Annotated in this window: 20 protein-coding genes; 11 read left to right on the top strand and 9 right to left on the bottom strand. The window is 70.0% G+C overall.

Annotated features, from left to right (window positions below):
- Positions 1–63: 63 nt before the first annotated feature.
- The 4 genes from FA743_RS10020 to FA743_RS10005 are packed head-to-tail and all read right to left on the bottom strand — an operon-like array spanning position 64 to position 4,008.
- On the bottom strand, positions 64–936 hold the full coding sequence (locus tag FA743_RS10020; RefSeq protein ID WP_136885970.1) for an ABC transporter ATP-binding protein: 873 nt from the start codon (positions 934–936) through the stop codon (positions 64–66).
- Positions 936–1,982, bottom strand: coding sequence for a FecCD family ABC transporter permease (locus FA743_RS10015; RefSeq protein ID WP_246054915.1), 1,047 nt, complete (start codon positions 1,980–1,982; stop codon positions 936–938). Before FA743_RS10015 ends, FA743_RS10020 begins: the two co-directional genes overlap by 1 nt.
- Complete coding sequence (locus FA743_RS10010; RefSeq protein ID WP_136885969.1) at positions 1,979–3,034, bottom strand: FecCD family ABC transporter permease; 1,056 nt, start codon at positions 3,032–3,034, stop codon at positions 1,979–1,981. Before FA743_RS10010 ends, FA743_RS10015 begins: the two co-directional genes overlap by 4 nt.
- Positions 3,031–4,008: an iron-siderophore ABC transporter substrate-binding protein gene (locus tag FA743_RS10005; protein WP_136885968.1), complete on the bottom strand. Its 978-nt coding sequence runs from the start codon at positions 4,006–4,008 to the stop codon at positions 3,031–3,033. Before FA743_RS10005 ends, FA743_RS10010 begins: the two co-directional genes overlap by 4 nt.
- A 253-nt stretch (positions 4,009–4,261) precedes the next feature.
- Here FA743_RS10005 and FA743_RS10000 point away from each other — a divergent pair, with 253 nt between their 5' ends.
- A complete protein-coding gene (locus tag FA743_RS10000; protein WP_136885967.1) occupies positions 4,262–6,361 on the top strand; it encodes a TonB-dependent siderophore receptor in 2,100 nt (699 codons plus the stop codon).
- Positions 6,362–6,377: 16 nt separating this feature from the next.
- Here FA743_RS10000 and FA743_RS09995 read toward each other — a convergent pair whose 3' ends face one another.
- A complete protein-coding gene (locus FA743_RS09995) occupies positions 6,378–7,283 on the bottom strand; it encodes a helix-turn-helix domain-containing protein (RefSeq protein WP_211242234.1) in 906 nt (301 codons plus the stop codon).
- Between the two features lie 217 nt (positions 7,284–7,500).
- On the opposite strand from FA743_RS09995, the gene FA743_RS09990 reads away from it, so the two are divergent.
- Complete coding sequence (locus FA743_RS09990) at positions 7,501–8,790, top strand: glycerate kinase type-2 family protein (RefSeq protein ID WP_136885966.1); 1,290 nt, start codon at positions 7,501–7,503, stop codon at positions 8,788–8,790.
- Between the two features lie 3 nt (positions 8,791–8,793).
- On the opposite strand, the gene FA743_RS09985 is transcribed toward FA743_RS09990, so the two are convergent.
- On the bottom strand, positions 8,794–9,489 hold the full coding sequence (locus tag FA743_RS09985; RefSeq protein WP_136885965.1) for a GntR family transcriptional regulator: 696 nt from the start codon (positions 9,487–9,489) through the stop codon (positions 8,794–8,796).
- Between the two features lie 84 nt (positions 9,490–9,573).
- Between FA743_RS09985 and uxaC the strand changes: the two genes are divergently transcribed.
- From uxaC to FA743_RS09940, 9 genes are read left to right on the top strand one after another with little or no spacing between them, the layout of a single operon-like run.
- Positions 9,574–10,980, top strand: a complete 1,407-nt coding sequence (gene uxaC, locus FA743_RS09980) for a glucuronate isomerase (protein ID WP_136885964.1) — start codon at positions 9,574–9,576, stop codon at positions 10,978–10,980.
- Positions 10,981–11,003: 23 nt separating this feature from the next.
- Positions 11,004–11,975 (top strand): TRAP transporter substrate-binding protein, encoded by a 972-nt coding sequence (locus FA743_RS09975; protein ID WP_136885963.1) that lies wholly within the window; start codon positions 11,004–11,006, stop codon positions 11,973–11,975.
- Positions 11,976–12,030: 55 nt separating this feature from the next.
- Entirely contained in the window at positions 12,031–12,693 is a 663-nt protein-coding gene (locus tag FA743_RS09970) for a TRAP transporter small permease (protein ID WP_136885962.1), read from the top strand.
- Positions 12,694–12,697: 4 nt separating this feature from the next.
- The gene (locus FA743_RS09965; protein ID WP_136885961.1) at positions 12,698–13,978 is read left to right on the top strand and encodes a TRAP transporter large permease; all 1,281 of its coding nucleotides are present in this window, start codon (positions 12,698–12,700) and stop codon (positions 13,976–13,978) included.
- Positions 13,979–13,989: 11 nt separating this feature from the next.
- Complete coding sequence (locus tag FA743_RS09960) at positions 13,990–14,271, top strand: cupin domain-containing protein (RefSeq protein WP_136885960.1); 282 nt, start codon at positions 13,990–13,992, stop codon at positions 14,269–14,271.
- A gap of 13 nt (positions 14,272–14,284) precedes the next feature.
- Entirely contained in the window at positions 14,285–15,109 is an 825-nt protein-coding gene (gene kduI, locus FA743_RS09955; protein ID WP_136885959.1) for a 5-dehydro-4-deoxy-D-glucuronate isomerase, read from the top strand.
- Complete coding sequence (gene kduD, locus FA743_RS09950) at positions 15,106–15,831, top strand: 2-dehydro-3-deoxy-D-gluconate 5-dehydrogenase KduD (RefSeq protein WP_136885958.1); 726 nt, start codon at positions 15,106–15,108, stop codon at positions 15,829–15,831. The genes kduI and kduD overlap by 4 nt, the downstream gene beginning before the upstream one ends.
- Position 15,832: 1 nt before the next feature.
- Positions 15,833–17,239, top strand: coding sequence for a mannitol dehydrogenase family protein (locus FA743_RS09945; RefSeq protein WP_425467180.1), 1,407 nt, complete (start codon positions 15,833–15,835; stop codon positions 17,237–17,239).
- Positions 17,232–18,707 (top strand): UxaA family hydrolase, encoded by a 1,476-nt coding sequence (locus FA743_RS09940; RefSeq protein WP_136885956.1) that lies wholly within the window; start codon positions 17,232–17,234, stop codon positions 18,705–18,707. Before FA743_RS09945 ends, FA743_RS09940 begins: the two co-directional genes overlap by 8 nt.
- A 79-nt stretch (positions 18,708–18,786) precedes the next feature.
- On the opposite strand, the gene FA743_RS09935 is transcribed toward FA743_RS09940, so the two are convergent.
- The 3 genes from FA743_RS09935 to FA743_RS20995 all read right to left on the bottom strand — a co-directional run bounded on the left by FA743_RS09935 (position 18,787) and on the right by FA743_RS20995 (position 20,653).
- Positions 18,787–19,698, bottom strand: coding sequence for a sugar kinase (locus FA743_RS09935; protein WP_136885955.1), 912 nt, complete (start codon positions 19,696–19,698; stop codon positions 18,787–18,789).
- Between the two features lie 25 nt (positions 19,699–19,723).
- On the bottom strand, positions 19,724–20,386 hold the full coding sequence (locus tag FA743_RS09930) for a GntR family transcriptional regulator (RefSeq protein WP_136885954.1): 663 nt from the start codon (positions 20,384–20,386) through the stop codon (positions 19,724–19,726).
- Positions 20,387–20,566: 180 nt separating this feature from the next.
- The gene (locus FA743_RS20995; protein ID WP_135314421.1) at positions 20,567–20,653 is read right to left on the bottom strand and encodes a small membrane protein YohP; all 87 of its coding nucleotides are present in this window, start codon (positions 20,651–20,653) and stop codon (positions 20,567–20,569) included.
- Positions 20,654–20,888: the final 235 nt, after the last annotated feature.

The raw sequence follows: 20,888 nt of genomic DNA, 5'->3' as shown, positions 1-20,888 counted from the left end.
GCAGCCCACCCCAACGCACTCTGGCCAACACGGTTCAGTGAGGCCGTCAGAAACTGCGAAAGATTAACCACCCTCATGCGGCACGAGGGCCCGGAGATGGGCCTGCCCGGCCTCGGGCACCGCGCTGCGGTGCCGTCCCAAGGGCAGCATCAGTGGCCGTCCCGAGACCGGATCGGCGATGATCCGGCTGTCCAGACCGAAGACATGGCGCACCATCTCGCGCGTCAGCACCTCGGACGGGCGGCCCGCGGCATGGATGCGGCCCCCGGACATGGCGATCAGGTGATCGGCATAGCGCGCCGCCAGATTGAGGTCGTGCAGCACCATCACCACGGTCGTGCCCCGGTCGCGGTTCAGGTCCGTCAGCAGGTCCAGCACCTCGATCTGGTGGCTGATGTCGAGGAAGGTCGTGGGCTCGTCCAGCAGCAGCAGGTCGGTCTGCTGGGCCAGGGCCATGGCGATCCAGACGCGCTGGCGCTGGCCGCCCGACAGCTCGTCGACCGGACGCTCGGCCAGATCGGCGGTGCCGGTGACCTCCAGCGCCTCGGCCACGGCGCGGTCGTCGGCGGCGCTCCAGCGCGAGAGCAGGCCGTGATGGGGATGGCGGCCCCGGCTGACCAGATCGGCCACAGTGATCCCCTCGGGCGCCACGGGCGATTGCGGCAGCAGGCCCAGGATCTGCGCCAGCTGCCGGGGCGGCATGGCATGGATCGACCGACCGTCCAGCAGCACCTGGCCCGCGCGGGGCGGCAGCAGCCGCGTCAGGCTGCGCAGCAGCGTCGACTTGCCGCAGGCATTGGCGCCGACGATGGCGGTGATCCGGCCCGGCGGCAGATCCAGATCCAGCCCGGTCAGGATCTGCGCGGGGCCGTAGCCCGCCGTCAGGGACCGGGCGATCAGGGCATGGGTGGCGGGGCTTTGGGCGGGAGGGGGCATCAGGTCGCTCCGATCCGGTTGGCGCGGATGATGAGAAGGATCAGGTAGGGGGCACCGAGCGCGCCGGTGACCACCCCCACCGGATAGCGCGCGGGCAGCAGGAACTGCCCTGCATAGTCACCCACCAGGACCAGCAGCGCCCCCACCAGCGCCGCCGGCAGCAAAGCCGAGCCCCGCGGCCCGGTCATCCGCGCCGCGATCGGCCCCGACAGGAAGGCCACGAAGGCGATGGGCCCGGTGACGGCCGTGGCGACCGCGATCAGCGCCACGGCGGCCAGGATGACCGTCGCGCGGGCGCGGCCCACGCGGACTCCAAGGGCAGCGGCGGTGTCCTCGCCCAACCGCAGCGTCTCCAGATCGCGGGCGCGGGACAGGATCAGCCCGCCGCAGAGGATCAGCGTCACCGCCAGCGGCAGCGCCTGGTCCAGCCGAGCGCCGTTGACGCTGCCGGTCAGCCAGCGCATCGCCTCCTGCAGGTCCCACGACGGCGCGCGGGCCAGCACATAGGCGATTACGCTGTCCAGCATGGCCGAGATGCCGATGCCCACCAGGATCAGCCGCGTGCCCGCGATGCCGCCCCGGAAGGACAGCCCATAGATCAGCACTGCCACGCCTAAGCCCGCCAGCACCGCCATCAGGGACAAGGCCGCGCCCTCCAGCCCCAGGACCACGATGCCCAGCACCGCCGCCGCGCTGGCGCCCGACGATATGCCGATGATGTCGGGGCTGGCCAGTGGGTTGCGCAAGAGGATCTGGAAGGCGGCTCCCGCCATCCCGAAGCTGGCCCCGGCCAGCAGCGCCAGCGCGGCGCGGGGCAGGCGCAGCTGGCCCACCACGAAGGCCGCGCCGGGGGCGTCCTGTCCGCTCAGTACCCGCCAGACCTCGGCCGGGGGGGTGAAGGATTGGCCCAGCATCAGCGTCAGCGCGACCAGCGCCGCGACTGCGATCGCCAGTCCCAGCACTGCGCGGCGCCATCCGCGAAGCCGCTGCCGGCGCAGGGCAGCGATGCGGGGCGCGGTTATCGGCGGGAAAGGGGCTTGGCTCACAGCTCGCGGATCCTCTGCCGGCGGACGATCCAGATGAAGACCGGCCCGCCCAGAAGCGCGGTGACGATGCCCACGTCCAGCTCGGCCGGGCGCGCGATCAGCCGGCCCAGGATGTCGGCCGCCAGCAGCAGGCAGGCCCCCGCCAGCGCCGAGAAGGGCAGCAGCCAGCGGTGGTCGGTGCCGGTCAGCAGCCGGCAGGCATGGGGCACGACCAGCCCCACGAAGCCGATCGGCCCGCAGATGGCGGTGGTGGCCCCGGCCAGCAGGATCGCACCCGCTGCCGCCCAGGCCCGGGCGCGGGCCACCCGTTCTCCGAAGCCCGCCGCCAGCTCGTCGCCCAGGGCCAGCGCGTTCAGCTTGCGCGCCGAGATCATCGCCAGCCCGAAGCCAAGCGCCAGGAAGGGCGCGACATGGCCGATGCCCTCGAAGGTCGCGCCGCCGACGCCGCCGATCTGCCAGGACCGGATGCCGCCCGCCAGATCGGCGCGGGGCAGCACCACCGCCGCCACCAGCGACGAGAAGGCGACCGAGGTCGCGGCCCCCGCCAGCGCCAGCTTCAGCGGCGTGGCGCCGCCCCGGCCAAGCGAGCCGATGCCATAGACGAAGACCGCCGCCGCCCCCGCACCCAGGATCGCGGTCCAGACATACTGCTCCAGCGCGGTGATGCCGAACCAGGCGATGCCGATCACCACGGCCAGCGAGGCGCCCATGTTGACCCCCAGGATGCCGGGATCGGCCAGCGGGTTGCGCGTCACGCCCTGCATGATCGCCCCCGACAGGCCCAGGGCGGCGCCCGCCAGCGCCGCCAGCGCGGTGCGCGGCAGCCGGGCCGAGACGGCGGCGGTCGCGATGCTGTCCACCTGGCCGCGCAGGGCCAGCGCGATGTCGGGCCAGCCGACCGTCCGGGTGCCCACCGCGACCGAGGCCAGCGCCAGCGCGCCCAGCAGCAGCAGGCCCAGGGCCAGCCACAGGGGCCTGCGACCGGAAAGCGCCCGGCGCAGGGGCAGCTCGGCCCGCGTCGCAGCGGCCCCGGAGGGTGCGTTCGCCCTCATCGCGCCTTGCGCGCCGCGTCGGACAGCAGGCCCACATAATCGGGCAGCACATAGGAGATCGACAGCGGCGTCGGCGTCGCCGCCGTGCCCAGGGGATCGTTCCCCAGCATCACCACCGCGTCGTTGGCCACCGCCGGCATCCGCGACAGCAGCGGATCGGCCCGCAGCGCCGCCAGCAGGTCGTCGCCGCCATAGGTGACGATGATGTCCACATCGTCGAACAGGTCGATCCGCTCGGCGCTGATCGCGCCGGAATACTGCCCGGGCAGCGTCGCCTCGGCGACGCTCTGCGGCAGCTCCAGCCCCAGATCGCCGAAGAACTTCACCCGCGCATCGTTGCCGGTGTAAAAATTGATGACGCTGAGGTTCGTGCTGTCCAGATGCGTCACGAACATCGCCCGCTTGCCCGCCAGCCTCGGATGGCCCTCCAGGGTCTGGGCGATCTCGGCCTCGATCCGGGCGATCAGGGCGTCGCCCTCGGGCGCCATGCCGAGGCCAGCGCTGTCCATGCGGATCGTCTGGCGCCAGTCGGTGGCCCACGGCGCGTCGGGATAGGCCACGACCGGGGCGATCATGCCAAGCGTGGCATAGTCGTCGGCGCTGATGCCGGAATAGGCCGCCAGGATCACGTCCGGGGCGCTGGCGGCGACCGCCTCGAAATCGATCCCGTCGCCCTCGTCGAACAAGGGCGGCACCGGCGCGCCCAGCTCCGCCAGCCGGGCCGAGACCCAGGGCAGCACCCCATCGCCGTCATCGTCGCCGAAATTGGCGCGGGCCATCCCCACCGGCACGATGCCCAGGGCCAGCGGCACCTCGTGATTGGCCCAGGCCACCGTCGCCACGCGCTGCGGCGGGGCCGCGATTGTGGTGGTGCCGAAGGCATGGGGGACCGTGACCGGAAAGCCCGCATCCTGGGCAAAGGCCGGGGCGGCCGCCAGAAGCAGTGCGGTGGAGAGGGGGCGGAGACGCGACATGGGGCAGGGCCTTTCGAAGGGCGGTCGGGGTGCCGAGTGCCCCTGGCGCCGCCCCTCCGTCAAGTCCGGGGCGCCGCCGCCTGCCGGGACCGGCGACGATTTGCAGTGTTTCTGACAAAAACGATAGGATTATACAAGACAAGCTCTGCGAAAGGGTCTAGCAGCCCGACCAGCCATCGGTCGCAGCCGCCCCGCACGGGGACCCGCGCCGTCGCCAGAACCCGCCCCCACCTTCAGTCCGGAACCCCCTCCCATGCGCTCTTGTCCGTCCATCCGCCCTTTGTCCCTGATCGCCGCTCTGGCCGGCTGCGCCTCGGTCCTAGCGGTCACCGCCGGGGCGGGGCTGGCGCAGGACAGGCCCGCCAATGTCACCATTCTCGATCCGATCGTTCTGGAGGCGGTCGAGCGCGACGATGACGCGGGCTCGATCGTGGCCACGACCAGCAGCGCGGGCGGCCGCCTGGCCGCACCCCTGCTGGACACGCCCGCCTCGGTGTCCGTCATCACCTCACGCGAGATCGCGCAGCGCGGCGCGCAGGGGGTCGAGGAGGTGCTGCAATATTCCGCCGGCGTCACCGCCGATTTCTATGGCGCCGATGACCGCTTCGATTACTTCAAGATCCGCGGCTTCGACGCCTATGCCGCCCGCGACGGCCTCAGCCTCGGCCGCCCCTTCGGCGGCATCCGCGAGGAAACCTATGCCTTCGAGCGGGTCGAGGTCGTGCGCGGCGCCATCTCGACCGCGACCGGCCTGTCCGATCCGGGCGGATCGGTAAACTATGTCACCAAGCTGCCGCGCCGCGCGCGGTTCGGAGAGGTCTATGGCACGGTCGGATCGCATGACCGGGGCGAGATCGGCTTTGATCTGGGCGACAACTTCACCCCCGACGCGACCCTGTCCTGGCGCCTGACCGGCAAGCTGCGCGAGGCGGATGCCGAATACGACAGCTCGCGCGACGATGCGGGCTTCCTGATGGGCGGCCTGAGCTGGCGCCCGTCGGAGGCGACCCGCCTCAGCGTGGTGGTCGATCATCTGGACCTGGACGGCGTGCCGGGCAGCGGCGGCCATCCGATCGGCACCGATTTCGACCGCGACCGCTTTTTCGGAGAGCCGGGCTATAACTTCCGGGGCACCGAGCGGACCAGCGTCACGGCGCTGCTGGACCATGATTTCGGCACCGGGCTCAGCGCCAGCGCGCGGCTGCGCTATTCCGACACGGCCAGCGATTACGGCTATGCCTATATCGCGGCCACCCCCACCGATGGCAGCACCATCGCCACGCGGTCCTTCTTCGGCAATGACAGCGCCCTGACGGCGCTGATCGGCACCGCGCAGCTGCAATACGACACCAGCTTCGGCGGCACCGGCAGCCGTACCGTCGCCGGGGTGGAATTCGCCGACCGCGACCGCGACAACGACACGTTCTTCGGCCCGGCGCCGGGGATCGACTGGACCGACCCCGTCTATACCGGCGCGCCGGACGATGTGCCGCTGATCGCCAGTTCGCGCAACGAACAGCGCGGCCGCGCCCTCTTTGCCGAGCAGGAGCTGACCTTTGCCGACCGGTTCATCGTCACCGCCGGGCTGCGCCACGACTGGCTGGACATCACCGAGACGGACAACCTGGCCGGCACCGCCGCCGAAGGCGAGATCAGCGAGACGACCGGCATGCTGGGCCTGACCTACAAGGTCACCGATCAGGTCTCGACCTATGCCAGCTATGCGCAATCGGTCGTGCCCGCCGGGATCGGCGTCGAGCCCGAGGAGGGCAGTCAGGTCGAACTGGGCGTCAAGGTCCAGCCCATCGGCACGACCGCGCTGTTCAGCGCCGCCCTCTACGATCTGACCCGCACGAACCTGACCCGCACCGACCCGGTCACGCTGCTGCCCCAGACCCTTGGAGAGGTCCGCGCCCGCGGCCTGGATCTGGAGGCCAAGGCCGAGATCGCCCCCGCGATCAGCCTGACCGCCGCCTATTCCTGGCTGGATCAGGAGATCACCCGGAACGGCACGGCGGGCGACGAGGGGAACCGCCCGCAGCTGGTGCCCGAACATTCGGCCTCGCTCTGGGCGACCTATACTTTGGCCGGTCAGAACGGGCGCGGGGACATGACCTTCTCGCTGGGCGGCCGCTATACGGGGCAGTATTTCTACGACGACGCCAATACGGTCGGCACGGGCGGCACGGTGGTGGTCGATGCGGCCTATGGCTGGCAATTGCGCGACGACACCTCGCTGGCGCTGAACGTCAGCAACCTGTTCGACCGCAAATACGTGGCCAATGGCGGCTTCGGGGCGGATTTCTACAATCCCGGGCGTCAGGTCGCGGCGACCCTGCGCCGGACGTGGTAGGGGCCTGCGGGGGCGCTCAGCCGGGGCGCTGGCTGCGGCGCCAGGCGGCGGGGGTGGTGCCGGTCACCTGGCGGAAGCTGCGCGTCAGGTGCGCCTGATCGGCAAAGCCCGCCCGCGCGGCGATGTCGGACAGGGGCAGGTCGCTCTCGATCATCAGCGCGCGCACCCGTGCGATGCGGCGGTCCATCTGCCATTGCCGGGGCGTCGTGCCGGTGGTGGCCTTGAAGGCGCGGGCGAACCAGCTTTCCGACAGCCCCACCGTCTCGGCCATCTGCGCCACGCTCAGCCGCCCGTCGCGGGCCTGCCGCAAGCGGCAGGTCAGCCGGGTCATCTGCGCCGGGGTCAGCCCGCCCAAGGCGCGCTCAGTGGGCAGCTCATCCCCGGGGGCCGACAGGTCCAGCAGGCCGGTGGCGATCCCGGCCACCAGGCTTTCGGCAAAGGCGGGGTGTCGGGCGGGGCGGGCGATCTCGTCCGCAAGCAGCCCGACCAGCAGCTCGACCCCGCCCAGATCGCGCATCTCGACCGGGCGCCGGATCGCGGCCTCGGCGACCGAGGCGCCGACCAGCGGCTGCAGAAGGCCCCGCAGCCGGTCGGCATGCAGATGCAGGTCGAGATGGGCAAAGCGATGCGCCGCCGAGAACCGCGTCCACAGCGGCATCCCCGCCGGAACATAGACCACCCGCGTCATCGGGCGGCGGTCGCGGTCCAGACCCTGCGGGGCATTGGCCATGCCGATCCGGTCGCCCAGATCGGCCGAGAACAGCACGAAGCGCGGATCGGGCGACAGGTAGTAGCCGGTCGCCCCGGCCCGGCCCTCGGCCTCCCAGCAGACGCCCATGATGCCGTTGAGACCCCGCCAGCGGACGGGCCTGGTGGTCTGGATGCCTGCCGTCTGGCAGGTCATGGAGTGGCGATAGCTCATGGGCCCTGACCCTGCTGGTCCGATCCTGCGATGGCGGCCTGCCTGGCGGACGGCGCCCGGAGGGGGCGGCCGTCGATAGCTTGGGGGGCGTCGGGCCCCAGATAGCGCGGGGGCCGGGGGCAAGGCAAGCCGCCCCGTGCCCCCGGATGGGTCCGCCTGCGGTGGAAACCACCCGGACCTGCGCCTATGCTGCGCCGAACAGACAGGGAGGACCGCGATGACGCATCAGGACGACTGGACCGAAGACCGGGCAAAGGCGCTGCTGCGCGCGATGTTCGACGCGGCGGTGGCGGCCGCCGATCCGGCGCGGGTGCTGGCCGCGCATCTGCCCGAGCCCCCGCGCGGGCGCTGCATCGTGCTGGGCGCGGGCAAGTCGGCGGCGGCCATGGCGGCGGCGGTCGAGGCCGCTTGGCCCGATGTCGATCTGTCGGGCGTGGTCGTCACCCGCCACGGCCATGCCGTCCCCACGCGCCGGATCACCGTGCGCGAGGCCTCCCACCCGGTGCCCGATGCTGCTTCCGAGGCCGCCGCGCAGGAGATCCTGGCGGCGGCGGAGGCGGCGGGACCGGACGATCTGGTGCTGGCGCTGATCTCGGGCGGGGGGTCGGCGCTGATGGCCGCCGCGCGCCCGCCGCTGACGCTGGCCGACAAGATCGCGGTGAACCGGCTGCTGTTGCGGTCGGGCCTGACGATCGAGGACATGAACCGCATCCGCCGCCGCCTGTCGCGGGTCAAGGGCGGCGGGCTGGCGCGGGCGGTGGCGCCGGCGCGGCTGGTGACGCTGGCGATCTCGGACGTGCCGGGCGACGATCCGGCGGCCATCGCCTCGGGGCCGACGGTGGCCGATCCCACGGCGGGCGACGATCTGGCGCCGCTGGTGGCGCGTCTGGGGGAGGACCTGCCCCCGGCAGTGCGCGACATGCTGCTGGCCCCGCCCCCGCCGCCGCTGCCGGACATGGACGCCGATTACCGCCTGATCGCCACCCCGCAGATGTCGCTTCTGGCGGCGGCCGAGGTCGCGCGGGCGGCGGGCGTCACGCCCCTGCTGCTGGGCGACGCGCTGGAGGGCGAGGCCGCGCAGCTGGGCATCGCGATGGCCGGGATGGCCCGCGCCACGGCCCGCCACGCCACGCCCACAGCCCCGCCCGCCGTGCTGCTGTCGGGCGGCGAGACGACGGTGACCATCGGCGCGCGCGCGCCGGGACGCGGCGGGCGCAACACCGAGTTCCTGCTGTCTCTGGCGCTGGCCCTGCGCGGCCTGCCGGGCACCTTCGCGCTGGCGGCGGATACCGACGGCATCGACGGCACCGAGGATGCGGCGGGCGCGGTGATCGGCCCCGACCTGAGGACCCGCGCGGCGGATCTGGGGCTGGACCCGCAGGCCAGCCTTGATGCCCATGACAGCTGGACGCTGTTCGAGGCGACCGGCAGCCTGATCCGCACCGGCCCGACCCTGACCAACGTGAACGACTTCCGCGCCGTGCTGGTCACCGGACGCGTCGGATAGGCGTCAGCCCAGGATGCCGGGCTGGTCGCTGCGCAGGCGGTCCAGGATATGCTCGATGCGGCTCAGATGCAGGCGTACGGCGGCGGCGGCGGCCTCGGGGTCGCGGGCGCGCAGGGCGGTCAGGATCTGGCGATGCTCGATCCAGGCGGTCGAGGCGCCGTAGGACAGCGACAGGAACCGCGCGCGGTCCATGTGCCCCTTGGTGTCGCGGACGAGGTTCCAGACGAATTCCTTGCCCGCGCCCGCGCAGATGTCATGGTGGAACTGGTCGTCCAGCGCGTGAAAGCCCGCGCGGTCGTCGGCGCGGCTGGCGGCCTCCTGCGCGTCGATCAGCGCCTCCAGCCCGTCCCAATCGGCGGGGGCCAGTTGAAGGGCGGCGACGCGCATCGTGGCCTCCTCCAGCGCCCGGCGCACGAAATAGGCCTGCATCACCGCCTCGGTCGAGATGGGCGTCACGGTGGTCGCGCGCTGCGGGCGGATCTGGATGAAGCCCAGCTGCGACAGCCGATAGAAGGCATCGCGCACCGGCTGGCGCGACACGCCCATCTGCGAGGCGACCTCGGCCTCGGAAAGCTTCGCGCCCGGGGGCAGGGACAGGTTCACCACCCGCGCATACAGATCGTGGAAGATGTGGTCCGTCACGCTGCGCGGGCGCAGGTCCTCCATCGCCGGCAGGGCTGCGACATCCGGCTGGGGCATGGGAACGGCTCCGATTGACGTGTCTCGTAAACTAGCATATTAGACAACAAGCCTTATGGCAAGCGAGTCGGAGGAGAGCGTCGCGTGGCACTTGTGGCAGAAGACCGTCTTTTTCCCGTCGAGGGGCGCAGCCGCGATCTGGCCCGCGCCCTGTATGATCAGGTCCGCGATCTGCCGATCCTCAGCCCGCATGGTCACACCGATCCGCGCTGGTTTGCCGAGAACGAGGCCTTCCCGGATCCCGCGCAGCTGTTCGTGACGCCCGATCACTATGTCTTCCGGATGCTGTGCTCGCAGGGGGTGCCGCTGGCCGATCTGGGCGTGCCCCGGGTCGATGGCGGCGCGACCGAGACGGACGGGCGCAAGATCTGGCGGCTGTTCGCCGAGAACTATCACCTGCTGCGCGGCACGCCCTCGCGGCTTTGGCTGGACCATTCGTTCCAGCATCTGTTCGGCATCGACCGCCGCCTGTCGGCCGAGACCTCGGACTGGTATTACGACCGCATCGCAGAGTGCCTCGCCACCCCCGAATTCCGCCCGCGCGCCCTGTTCGAGCGCTTCAACATCGAGGCGATCGCCACGACCGAGGCCGCCACCGACGATCTGCTCTGGCACAGGATGATCAAGGACAGCGGCTGGCAGGGCAGGGTGCTGACCGCCTATCGCCCCGATGGGGTCGTCGATCCCGAGATGGCGGGCTTTGCCGACAACATCGCCCTCATGGGCGAGCAGACCGGATTCGACACGGGCACTTGGGCGGGCTATCTGGATGCGCACCGGGCGCGGCGGGCCTTCTTCATCGAACATGGCGCCACCTCCAGCGATCACGGGCACCCCAATGCCCGGACCGAGGATCTGCCCCAGGCCGAGGCGGCGGCGCTGTTCGCCAAGACCCTGCGCGGCGACTGCTCGGCCGAGGAGGCCGACGCCTTCCGCGGCCAGATGCTGACCGAGATGGCCCGGATGAGCCTGGACGATGGGCTGGTCCTGCAGATCCATCCCGGATCGCGCCGCAACCATTCCGATCAGGTCATGGGCATGTTCGGGCGCGACAAGGGCTTCGACATCCCCGGCCGCACCGATTACGTGGCCGCCCTGCGCCCGCTGCTCAATGCGGTGGGGATGCGCCCCGACCTGACCGTGGTCCTGTTCACGCTGGACGAGACCTCCTATGCGCGCGAACTGGCCCCCTTGGCCGGCGTCTGGCCCTGCCTGCGGCTCGGGCCGGCCTGGTGGTTCCACGACAGCGCCGAGGGCATGCGCCGCTTCCGCGAGATGACCACGGAAACGGCTGGCTTTTACAATACCGTCGGGTTCAATGATGACACCCGCGCGTTCTGCTCGATCCCCGCGCGCCATGACGTCGCCCGCCGGGTCGATTGCAGCTACCTGGCCACTCTGGTCGCCACGGGGCGTCTTGCGGAAGACGAGGCCCCCGAGGTGGCGCATGAGCTGACCTATGGCCTGGCCAAACGGGCCTACAAACTTTGACCGTTCATATCTGGGAGGATACCATGAAACTTCTGATGACATCCCTTGCGGGCCTGCTGGCCTCGGCCAGCTTCGCCGCCGCCTGCGAGATCACGCTGCGGTCCTCGGACACCCATCCCGACGGCTATCCGACCGTCGAGGGCGTCAAGGCCATGGCCGAGGAGGTGCTGGAGCGCACCGACGGCCGGATCTGCATCGAGGTCTTTCCGTCCAGCCAGCTGGGCGAGGAGCGCGACACGATCGAGCAGACCCAGTTCGGCGTGATCGACCTGGTCCGCGCGTCCTTCGGCACGTTCAACGACATCGTGCCGGTCACCCAGACCTTCTCGCTGCCCTACCTGTTCCGCAACGTGGACCACATGCACGCGGTCATGGACGGCCCGATCGGCGAGGAGATCGGCGCGGCCTTCGAGGAACGCGACCTGGTCGTGCTGGCCTATTACGACGGCGGCGCGCGCAGCTTCTACAACTCGCAGCGTCCGATCAACTCGATCGAGGATCTGGCGGGCCTGAAGATCCGCGTCATCCAGAACGACGTCTTCGTGGACATGATGGACGCGCTTGGCGCGGTCGCGACGCCCATGCCCTATGGCGAGGTCTATTCCGGCATCCAGACCGGCGTGATCGACGGCGCCGAAAACAACTATCCCAGCTATGACAGCTCGGGCCATGCCGAGGTGGCGCCCTACTTTACCCTGGACGAGCATCTGATGGTGCCCGAACTGGTCGCCATGTCCAAGACCAGCTGGGACGCGCTGTCGCCCGAGGACCAGGAGGTCGTCCGCGATTCCGCGCGCAATTCCTCGACCACGCAGCGCCAGCTGTGGGCCGAGGCCGAGGCCGCGTCCGAGGAGGCCGTGATCGCGGCGGGCGCCGAGATCGTGCGCGAGATCGACAAGCAGCCCTTCATCGACGCCATGGCCCCGGTCTACGAGAAATACGCGACCTCTCCCGAGGCGCAGGACCTGGTCGAGCGCATCCGCGCGACCGAGTGATCACGACAGCCGCCCGCAATCCTTGCGGGCGGTTTTCTTTTTGGGGGGACGCGCGATGCGCGAGGGATTGATCAGATTTGCCACAATGACCGGCGCCGTGGCGCAGGCGGCGCTGTGGCTGGCGGGAACCGGGCTTGTCCTGATGACCGTCTTCGTCTTCGCGCAGGTGTTCTATCGCTATGCGATCGGCTCCAGCCTGTTCTGGGCGGAGCCGGCGGCGGTCATGCTGATGGGCTGGTTCATCTTCCTGGGCGCCGCCGTGGGCGTCAAGGAGGGCTATCACCTGTCCTTCGACGTGGGCCTGATGGTCGTGCCGGAAAGCTGGCGGCCGTGGTTCCACAGCTTCTCGGACGTGGTCGTGACGGGCTTCGGCTTCGGCATGGCCTGGTTCGGCTGGCAGCTGGCCGCGCGCGCCTCGACCGGCGTCGTGCCGGGCCTCGGGATCTCGCGGCTGTGGGATTTCGCGCCGCTGATCGGCGGGGGCGTGCTGCTGATGCTGTTCTCGGTCGAGCGCATCCTGCGCCGGGCCGCCGGTCTGCGCACGATGCGCTTCGGCGACAATGACGATGCCATCGACGGCGAGATCGACGGGCTTGCCGGCGCCGGATCGGCCGCGGCCCTGATGGCCGCCGATCCCCGCACCACCGATCCCCACGCTACCGATCCGCGGGCCGACCGCACCACGACCGCGGCGCCGCGCGCCCGCAAGGGAGACTGACGCCATGGAATTGTGGATCCTGTTTGGCAGCTTCGTGGCGCTGCTGCTGATCGGCACGCCGGTCGCCTTCTGCCTGGGCGTGGCCAGCTTCCTGACCGTCCTCTATCTGGGCCTGCCGCCGGTGGTGGTGTTCCAGCGGTTGAACAGCGGCATTTCCGTCTTCGCGCTGATGGCCATTCCCTTCTTCATCTTCGCGGGCGACCTGATGGTGCGGGGCGACATCGCCCGGCGGCTGGTGGCGCTGGCGGGGGCCATGATCGGCCATGTGCGCGGCGGCCTGGGGCAGGTCAACATCGTGGCCAGCCTGATGTTCGGCGGCGTGTCGGGATCGGCCGCGGCCGATGCGAGCGCTGTCGGCGGGCTGATGGTGCCGCAGATGAAGGAACGCGGCTATGACGTCGATTACGCGGTCAACATCACGGTGGTCAGTTCGATCATCGCGCTGATGGTGCCGCCCAGCCACAACATGATCATCTATTCGATCGCCGCCGGCGGCCGCCTGTCCATCGCGGACCTGTTCACCGCCGGGATCATCCCGGGCCTGCTGCTGGCCTTCATGCTGATGATCGCCGCCTGGTGGGTGGCCCGCAAGAAGGGCTACCCGACCGAGCCCTTCCCCGGCTTGCGGATGCTGGGCACCCTGGCCGTCGCCGCCCTGCCGGGCCTGATCCTGATCGCCATCATCTTCGGCGGCGTGCGCTCGGGCTGGTTCACGGCCTCGGAATCCTCGAACGTGGCGGTGGTCTATGCGCTGCTGGTCACCACGCTGGTCTATCGCAGCCTGCCGTGGAGCGAATTCGTCGAGGCCACCAAGGGCGCCGTGCGCACGACCGCGATGGTGCTGCTGGTGATCGGCACCGCCGCCTGCTTCGGCTGGCTTCTGGCCTATCTGCGCGTGCCGACCCAGCTGGTCGAGATCCTGCAGAACGTGTCGGACAATCCCATCGTGATCCTGCTCTTGATGAACATCATCCTGCTGATCCTGGGCACGTTCATGGACATGTCGCCGCTGATCGTGATCACCACGCCGATCTTCCTGCCGGTCGCCGTGGCCTTCGGGGTCGACCCGGTGCATTTCGGGGTCATCCTGATCCTGAACCTGGGCATCGGCCTCTGCACGCCCCCCGTCGGCGCGGTGCTGTTCGTGGGCTGCGCGGTGGGCCGCATCAGCATCTGGCAGGCGATGCGCACCATCTGGCCCTTCTACGGCGCGGCCTTCGCCACGCTGATGCTGGTCACCTACGTGCCCGCGCTGTCGCTGTGGCTGCCCTCGATGTTCCGCTGAAAGGACACTCCATGACCGATCCCATCCGCACCGTGCTGGCCCATGCGCCCGAGCTGATGGTCGTCCGCTTCGCCTTCAAGGCGGGCGACAGCGGTGCGCTGCACAGCCATCCGCATGTGCAATCGACCTATGTGCGGTCGGGCCGCTACCGCTTCACCATCGACGACCGCGCCTTCGAGGTCGGACCCGGCGACGCCTTCGTCATCCCCTCGGGCGCCACCCATGGCTGCCTCTGTCTGGAGGAGGGCGAGCTGATCGACAGCTTCACCCCCCGCCGCGACGATTTTCTCTGAAAAGGACCACCCCATGACCCATGTCGACACCCGCCACGCGATCCATCCCGACCACGCCCGCGCCATGGACACCGCCACCCTGCGCCAGCATTTCCTGGCCGAGGGGCTGTTCGCCGAGGGAGAGGTCCGGCTGGTCTATACCCATTACGACCGCTTCGTGGTGGGCGGCGCCGTGCCCGCCGGCGGCAGCCTGGTGCTGGACAAGATCGAGGAGACCAAGACCCCCAGCTTCCTCGATCGCCGCGAGATGGGCATCGTGAACATCGGCGGCCCGGGCCGCATCGAGGCCGCGGGCGAGGGCTGGGACATGAATTCGGGCGACGTGCTCTATCTGGGCATGGGCGCGGGGGCGGTGACCTTCTCGGGCGAGGGGCGGTTCTACATCACCTCGGCGCCGGCGCATCGCGCGCTGCCGCATCGGCTGGTGACGGTCGAAGAGGCCAAGAAGGTCGAGATGGGCGCCACCGAGACCTCGAACAAGCGCGTCATCAAGCAGTTCATCCACCCGCTGGTCATGGAAAGCTGCCAGCTGGTGCTGGGCTATACCTCGCTGCAGGAGGGGTCGGTCTGGAACACCATCCCCAGCCATGTCCATGATCGCCGGATGGAGGCCTATCTGTATCACGGCATGGCGCCGGACTCGCGCGTCCTTCACCTGATGGGCGAGCCGACTGAGACGCGCCACATCTTCGTGTCGAACGAGCAGGCCGTGCTGTCGCCGCCCTGGTCGATCCATTCGGGCGCGGGCATCGGCGAATACACCTTCATCTGGGCGATGTCCGGGGACAATGTCGATTACACCGACATGGACTTCATCCAGCCCAAGGACATGCTGTGAGCGCGTTCTCGCTCGAGGGCCGCACCGCGCTGGTGACCGGGGCCAATACCGGCATCGGTCAGGCCATCGCGGTGGCCATGGCGCAGGCGGGGGCGGATGTCATCGCCTCCGGTCGTCGCGACTGTGACGAGACGCTGGAGATGATGGGGTCCGGGCGCAGTCTGCGTCTGGATTTCGCCGATCCGATGGCCGCGCGCGACGTCTTTGCCGATCAGCGGATCGACATCCTGGTCAACAACGCCGGCATCATCCGCCGTGACGATGCGGTCGATTTCTCCGAGGCCGATTGGGACGCGGTGATGGACGTGAACCTCAAGGCGCTGTTCTTCACCTGCCAGGCCTTCGCCAAAGCGGCGCTGCCGCGCGGCAGGGGCAAGATCGTCAACATCGCGTCCCTGCTGTCCTTTCAGGGCGGCATCCGCGTGCCCTCCTATACCGCGTCCAAGCATGGCGTGGCGGGGCTGACCAAGCTGATGGCGAACGAATGGGCGGCCAAGGGCCTGACCGTCAACGCCATCGCGCCGGGCTATATCGAGACGAACAACACCGAGGCGCTCCGTGCCGATCCCGACCGCTCGAAGGCGATCCTGGACCGCATCCCGGCGGGCCGGTGGGGTCGCCCCGAGGATATCGCGCAGACGGCGGTCTTCCTGGCCGCGCCCGCGTCGGATTACATCAATGGCGCCGTCCTGAACGTCGATGGAGGCTGGCTTGCCCGATAGGTTGCACCACACCCCGTCCACCGCCCCCTCGGGCATCGTCCATCTGGGCCTGGGCGCGTTCTTCCGCGCGCATGGCGCCATCTTCGTGGCCGAGGCGATGGCCGCGTCCGGCGGCGAATGGGGCATCACCGGCGTCTCGCTGCAATCGCCGGGCACGCGCGACAAGCTGCGTCCGCAGGGCTGGGCCTATACCGCGCTGGAACTGGGCCCGGATGGCGAGACGGAGCAGGTCGTCACCGTGCTGCGCGACGTGCTGGTCGCGCCCGAGGACCCGCAGGCGGTGCTGGATGCGATGGCCGCGCCCTCGGTGCGGATCGTCAGCCTGACGGTCACCGAGAAGGGCTATTGCCACGAGCCCTCGACGGGTCGGCTGAATGCCGGGCATCCCGATATTGTCCATGATCTGGCGGGCCCCCTGCCGAAATCGGCGCCGGGCTTTCTGGTCCGCGCGCTGCAGGCGCGCCATGCGGCGGGGATCGCGCCCTTCACCGTGCTCTGCTGCGACAACCTGCCGGAAAACGGCAAGGTCGTGCGCGGCGTCGTGCTGGATCTGGCGCGGCTGATCGACCCCGACCTGGCGACTTGGATCGGGGCCGAGGGGGCCTTTCCCTCGACCATGGTCGACCGCATCGTGCCCGCCACCACCGCCGCCGATCTGGACCGGCTGGAGGCGCTGACGGGCGCCCGCGATGCGGCCCCGGTCATGCACGAGCCCTTCCGCCAATGGGTGGTCGAAGATCACTTCGTCGGTGGCGAGCGCCCCGATCTGGGCGCGGTCGGCGTGCAGCTGGTGGACGACGTGACGCCCTTCGAGCACATGAAGCTGCGGATGCTGAACGGCACCCATTCCAGCCTGGCCTATCTGGGTTATCTGGCAGGCCACGAGACCATCGCCGAGGTCGCCGCCGACCCGGTCTTTGCGCAATTCGTCGACCGGCTGTGGAAGACCGAGATCATTCCGGCGCTGACGCCCCCTCCGGGAGAGGATCTGGGCGCCTATGCCGATGCGCTGGCGGCGCGCTATGCCAATCCGTCGATCCGGCACCGGACCTGGCAGATCGCCATGGATGGCAGCCAGAAGCTGCCGCAGCGCATCCTGGGCACGATTGCCGAGGGCCGCGCGGCGGGCCGGGCCGTCCCGGGGCTGACCTTGGCGGTGGCGGCCTGGATGCGCTATGCCTCGGGCACCGGCCTGGACGGTGCGGCGATCGAGGTCAAGGACCCGATGGCCGCCGATCTGGCCACCCTCTGGCGCGACGATCCGGCCGAGACGGTGGCGGGCTTCCTGCGCCTGGCGACGGTCTTTCCGGCGGCCCTGCGCGAGGATGCAGGCTTTGCGGCCGATCTGACGGCGGCGCTGACGGCATTGCAGGACAAGGGCGCGCGGGGTGCCGTGGCCGATGTCTGACCCGCTGGTCCTGAACGCGGTCGACAATGTGGCGATCCTGACCGCGCGGGGCGCGGCCCCCGCCGGGCACAAGATCGCCCGCCGCGCGATCGCCCAAGGGGCGGCGGTGGTGAAATACGGCCAGACCATCGGCTATGCCACGGCCCCCATCGCGCCGGGCGATCATGTCCACAGCCACAATTGCGCCTTCGGCGCACATGGCCGCGACTATCGCCCCGGCAGCGGGCTGGCGGCGGCCGAGGCCGTCCTGGCCCGGCATCCGCGCGAGGGGCTGACCTTCCAGGGCTATCACCGCCCGGGCGGGCAGGTGGGCACGCGCAACTTCATCGCGCTGGTGGCGACGGTCAACTGCTCGGCCACGGTTATCCGCCGCGCGGCGGAGGAGCTGCGGATCGAGGGTGCGCTGGCGGCCTTTCCGAATGTGGACGGGGTGGTGGCCTTCGCCCATGGCTCGGGCTGCGGGATGGCCGACAACGGGCCGGGCTGGCAGGCGCTGCAGAGGGTGCTGACCGGCCATGCGGGGCATCCGAATGTCGGCGCGGCGCTGTTCGTGGGGCTGGGCTGCGAGGTGATGCAGATCGCCCGCATGAAGCAGGAGCTGGGTGAGGCCGCGCGCTTTCACGGGCTGACCATCCAGGAGAATGGCGGCACGCGGACCACCATCGCGGCGATCAAGGCGCGGGTCCGCGAGATGCTGCCCGTCGTCAATGCGGTGACGCGCGCGCCCGCGCCGGCGGCGGCGCTGAAGATCGGGCTGCAATGCGGCGGCTCGGACGGGTTCTCGGGCGTGACCGCGAACCCGGCGCTTGGCGTGGCCTGCGACATGCTGGCGGCGCAGGGGGCATCCGTGGTGCTGTCCGAGACGCCCGAGATCTATGGCGCCGAAAGCCTGCTGCTGGACCGCGCCGCGCGCCCCGAGCTGGCTGAGCATCTGCTGGAGCGGCTGCGCTGGTGGGAGGGCTACACGGCGATGAACGGTGCGTCGCTGGACAACAATCCCAGCCCCGGCAACAAGGCCGGCGGGCTGACCACGATCCTCGAGAAATCCCTGGGCGCGGTCGCCAAGGCGGGGGCCACGCCGCTGAACGCGGTGTTGGACTATGGCCAGCCGATCACCGCGCCGGGGCTGAACTTCATGGACACGCCGGGCTATGACCCGGTCTCGGCCACGGGCCAGATCGCCGGGGGCGCGCAGCTGATCGTCTTCACCACCGGGCGCGGATCGGCCTTCGGGTCCAAGCCCGCGCCGACCATCAAGCTGGCCACGAATGACGCGCTGTTCGCGGCCATGCGCGACGACATGGACCTGAACTGCGGCGACATCCTGTCGGGGGTGAGCATCGAGGCGAAGGGGCGCGAGATCGTCGATCTGATCCTGCGCACGGCCTCGGGGGAGGCGACGCGCAGCGAGGATCTGGGGTTGGGGGACAACGAGTTCCTGCCTTGGCAGATCGGCGCGGTGGTCTGACGCAGGAGGGGGCAGGGGGGGCGCTGCCCCCCATCGCGTGCCGCGATCCCCCCCGGGATATTTTCGCCAAGATGAAAGTCTAGGGGGCTGCCACGGCCTGCGGGACGAGGGCGCCGTGATGGCGGATGACCCGGGCGCTGAGGGCATGGCCCGCCAGGATCGCCGTGGCGCAGTCCTGGCCCGTGAGGGTGGCCGCGAGATAGCCCGCGTTGAAGCTGTCTCCGGCGGCGGTCGTGTCGACGGGGGTCTCGGGCGGCAGGTCGGTGACCACGCCCATCCCTTGGGCGCCGCCGAAATGGATCGGGCCGCCGCCGTTCTTCACCACCACATGCCCCGCGCCGCCCTGCAGATAGCGGGCGAGCGTCGCTTCGGGATCGGCATCGCCGAAATGCGCGGCCTCGTCGTCGAAGCTGGGCAGGACCAGATCGGCACGGTTCGCGGCCTCTTGCGTGGCGGCGCACATGGTGGCGGCATCGGGCCAGAGGCGTGGGCGCAGGTTGGTGTCGAAGACGATGGTCGTGCCGGCGGCGCGGGCGGTGTCCAGCGCCTCCATCAGCGTCTTGCGTCCGGCGGGCGGCAGGATCGCTAGGGTGATGCCCGACAGATAGGCCAGGCGGCAGTCGCGCAGGGCGGCAGCCAGGACCTGAGGCTGGTCGGCCAGCCGGCGGGCGGCCGAGGTGTCGCGCCAATAGGCGAAGCTGCGCTCGCCCCCCTCCAGGCTGATGGCGTAGAGGCCGATCTCGCGGTCGGTCTCGGCCCGGACATGGCTGGCGTCGATCCCGGCCTTGGCCAGGAAGTCCAGCATCCGGTGCGAGAGGTCGCCCGTGCCCACGCGGGTGAGGTAGCCGACCTGCCAGTCCTCGCCCAGAAGGCGGCGTAGGTACCAGGCGGTGTTCAGCGTGTCGCCGGCAAAGCCCATGCGCCAGAGCGACGGCTGGTCGGCCTGCGAGAGTTCGACCATGGCCTCGCCGATGGACAGGATGCGGGTCATGTGGGGGCCTTTCGGTGGGGGACGGTCAGTCGGTGAAATAGTCGGGATGGGTGCGTGCCATTTCGGGCAGTTCGGTCAGCATCTGGCGCAGATGGGTGCGGATCGCGGTCTCGGCGGCGTCGCCGTCGCCCGCCTGCAGGGCCGTCAGGATGGCGCGGTGCTGTGCGATGGTCGCGCTGCGATCGAAGACCCGCATCGACAGGTGGCGCATGCGGTTCATCTGCGCCTTCAGGCGTTCCAGATCCTGCCAGACGGCGGGATGGCCTGCCGCCTCGGCCATGGCCCCGTGGAAGCGGTCGTCGCTTTCCACGAAGGCGGGCACGTCGCCCGCCGCATCGGCGCGGGCCTGCAGGTCCAGCTCGGCCGCCATCGCCGACAGGTCGGGGCGGCTGCGGGCGACCATGCGTCCCAGATCGCTTTCCACCGCCTCGCGGATCAGCCGGGCCGACAGCACCGCGCGGACCGAGATGCGGCCGATATAGGTGCCGCGCTGCGGGCGGATCTCGGCCAGTCCGTCGCTGGCCAGGCGGATGAAGGCCTCGCGCACGGGCTGGCGCGACAGGCCGACCTGGGCCGCGATCTCGGTCTCCGACAGGCGCATGCCGGGCAGCAGATCACCGCGCAGCACGCAGCGATAGAGCCAGTCATGGACCTGCTGTGCGGTCGAGGCGGAGCGGATCGGGATCATGCGGCGGACATCCTGAGGGGTAGACCCAGTCTATGCCATACTTCCATACGAGTAAAGCAGGGGCGTTCAGGATGCGGCAATGATGGAAGAAAGGCCCTGCGGTGGACACCACAGGGCCTTTTCATGTGTCGGAGTGCAGGGTGACAAACCTGTCAGCCGCCTGCCCGACAGGTGCGCCGATCAGAAGATCAGCGACAGGATGCCGATGACGACCAGAAGGCCGATGACGAAGATGATGCCGACGGCGCCGCCGAGGAATTTGAACATGAGTCTCTCCTATATATGTGCCGTTCAACTTGCGGTGTGCGCTGCGGTTCCGGGGGGATGTGCGAAAACCGCGCGGCCGGGCGCCCATCGGGGGACCGTGATCAGCGCAAAGGCGCCTGTCGCGGCAGAGATGGCCGGGACAACGGCTCTTTTCGCAACGGAAGGGGGAAACATTTGTCTGCCTGCCCGTTAAGCGGTCCGAACCAGAACCAAGAGCAGGCGGAGCCAACCGTGC

This window comes from Paracoccus gahaiensis (assembly GCF_005048225.1).
Taxonomy (GTDB): Bacteria; Pseudomonadota; Alphaproteobacteria; order Rhodobacterales; family Rhodobacteraceae; genus Paracoccus; species Paracoccus gahaiensis.
Note: the sequence above shows the minus strand (reverse complement) of the source record. Positions and strands in the feature narration are given on the sequence as shown.

What these genes read in the sequence shown, in the direction of transcription:
- FA743_RS10020 (WP_136885970.1), bottom strand. Translation starts at nt 936, where the DNA reads ATGCCCCCTCCCGCCCAAAGCCCCGCCACCCATGCCCTGATCGCCCGG.
- FA743_RS10010 (WP_136885969.1), bottom strand. Translation starts at nt 3,034, where the DNA reads ATGAGGGCGAACGCACCCTCCGGGGCCGCTGCGACGCGGGCCGAGCTG.
- FA743_RS10005 (WP_136885968.1), bottom strand. Translation starts at nt 4,008, where the DNA reads ATGTCGCGTCTCCGCCCCCTCTCCACCGCACTGCTTCTGGCGGCCGCC.
- FA743_RS10000 (WP_136885967.1), top strand. Translation starts at nt 4,262, where the DNA reads ATGCGCTCTTGTCCGTCCATCCGCCCTTTGTCCCTGATCGCCGCTCTG.
- FA743_RS09995 (WP_211242234.1), bottom strand. Translation starts at nt 7,283, where the DNA reads ATGAGCTATCGCCACTCCATGACCTGCCAGACGGCAGGCATCCAGACC.
- FA743_RS09990 (WP_136885966.1), top strand. Translation starts at nt 7,501, where the DNA reads ATGACGCATCAGGACGACTGGACCGAAGACCGGGCAAAGGCGCTGCTG.
- FA743_RS09985 (WP_136885965.1), bottom strand. Translation starts at nt 9,489, where the DNA reads ATGCCCCAGCCGGATGTCGCAGCCCTGCCGGCGATGGAGGACCTGCGC.
- FA743_RS09975 (WP_136885963.1), top strand. Translation starts at nt 11,004, where the DNA reads ATGAAACTTCTGATGACATCCCTTGCGGGCCTGCTGGCCTCGGCCAGC.
- FA743_RS09970 (WP_136885962.1), top strand. Translation starts at nt 12,031, where the DNA reads ATGCGCGAGGGATTGATCAGATTTGCCACAATGACCGGCGCCGTGGCG.
- FA743_RS09965 (WP_136885961.1), top strand. Translation starts at nt 12,698, where the DNA reads ATGGAATTGTGGATCCTGTTTGGCAGCTTCGTGGCGCTGCTGCTGATC.
- FA743_RS09960 (WP_136885960.1), top strand. Translation starts at nt 13,990, where the DNA reads ATGACCGATCCCATCCGCACCGTGCTGGCCCATGCGCCCGAGCTGATG.
- kduI (WP_136885959.1), top strand. Translation starts at nt 14,285, where the DNA reads ATGACCCATGTCGACACCCGCCACGCGATCCATCCCGACCACGCCCGC.
- FA743_RS09940 (WP_136885956.1), top strand. Translation starts at nt 17,232, where the DNA reads ATGTCTGACCCGCTGGTCCTGAACGCGGTCGACAATGTGGCGATCCTG.
- FA743_RS09935 (WP_136885955.1), bottom strand. Translation starts at nt 19,698, where the DNA reads ATGACCCGCATCCTGTCCATCGGCGAGGCCATGGTCGAACTCTCGCAG.
- FA743_RS09930 (WP_136885954.1), bottom strand. Translation starts at nt 20,386, where the DNA reads ATGATCCCGATCCGCTCCGCCTCGACCGCACAGCAGGTCCATGACTGG.
- FA743_RS20995 (WP_135314421.1), bottom strand. Translation starts at nt 20,653, where the DNA reads ATGTTCAAATTCCTCGGCGGCGCCGTCGGCATCATCTTCGTCATCGGC.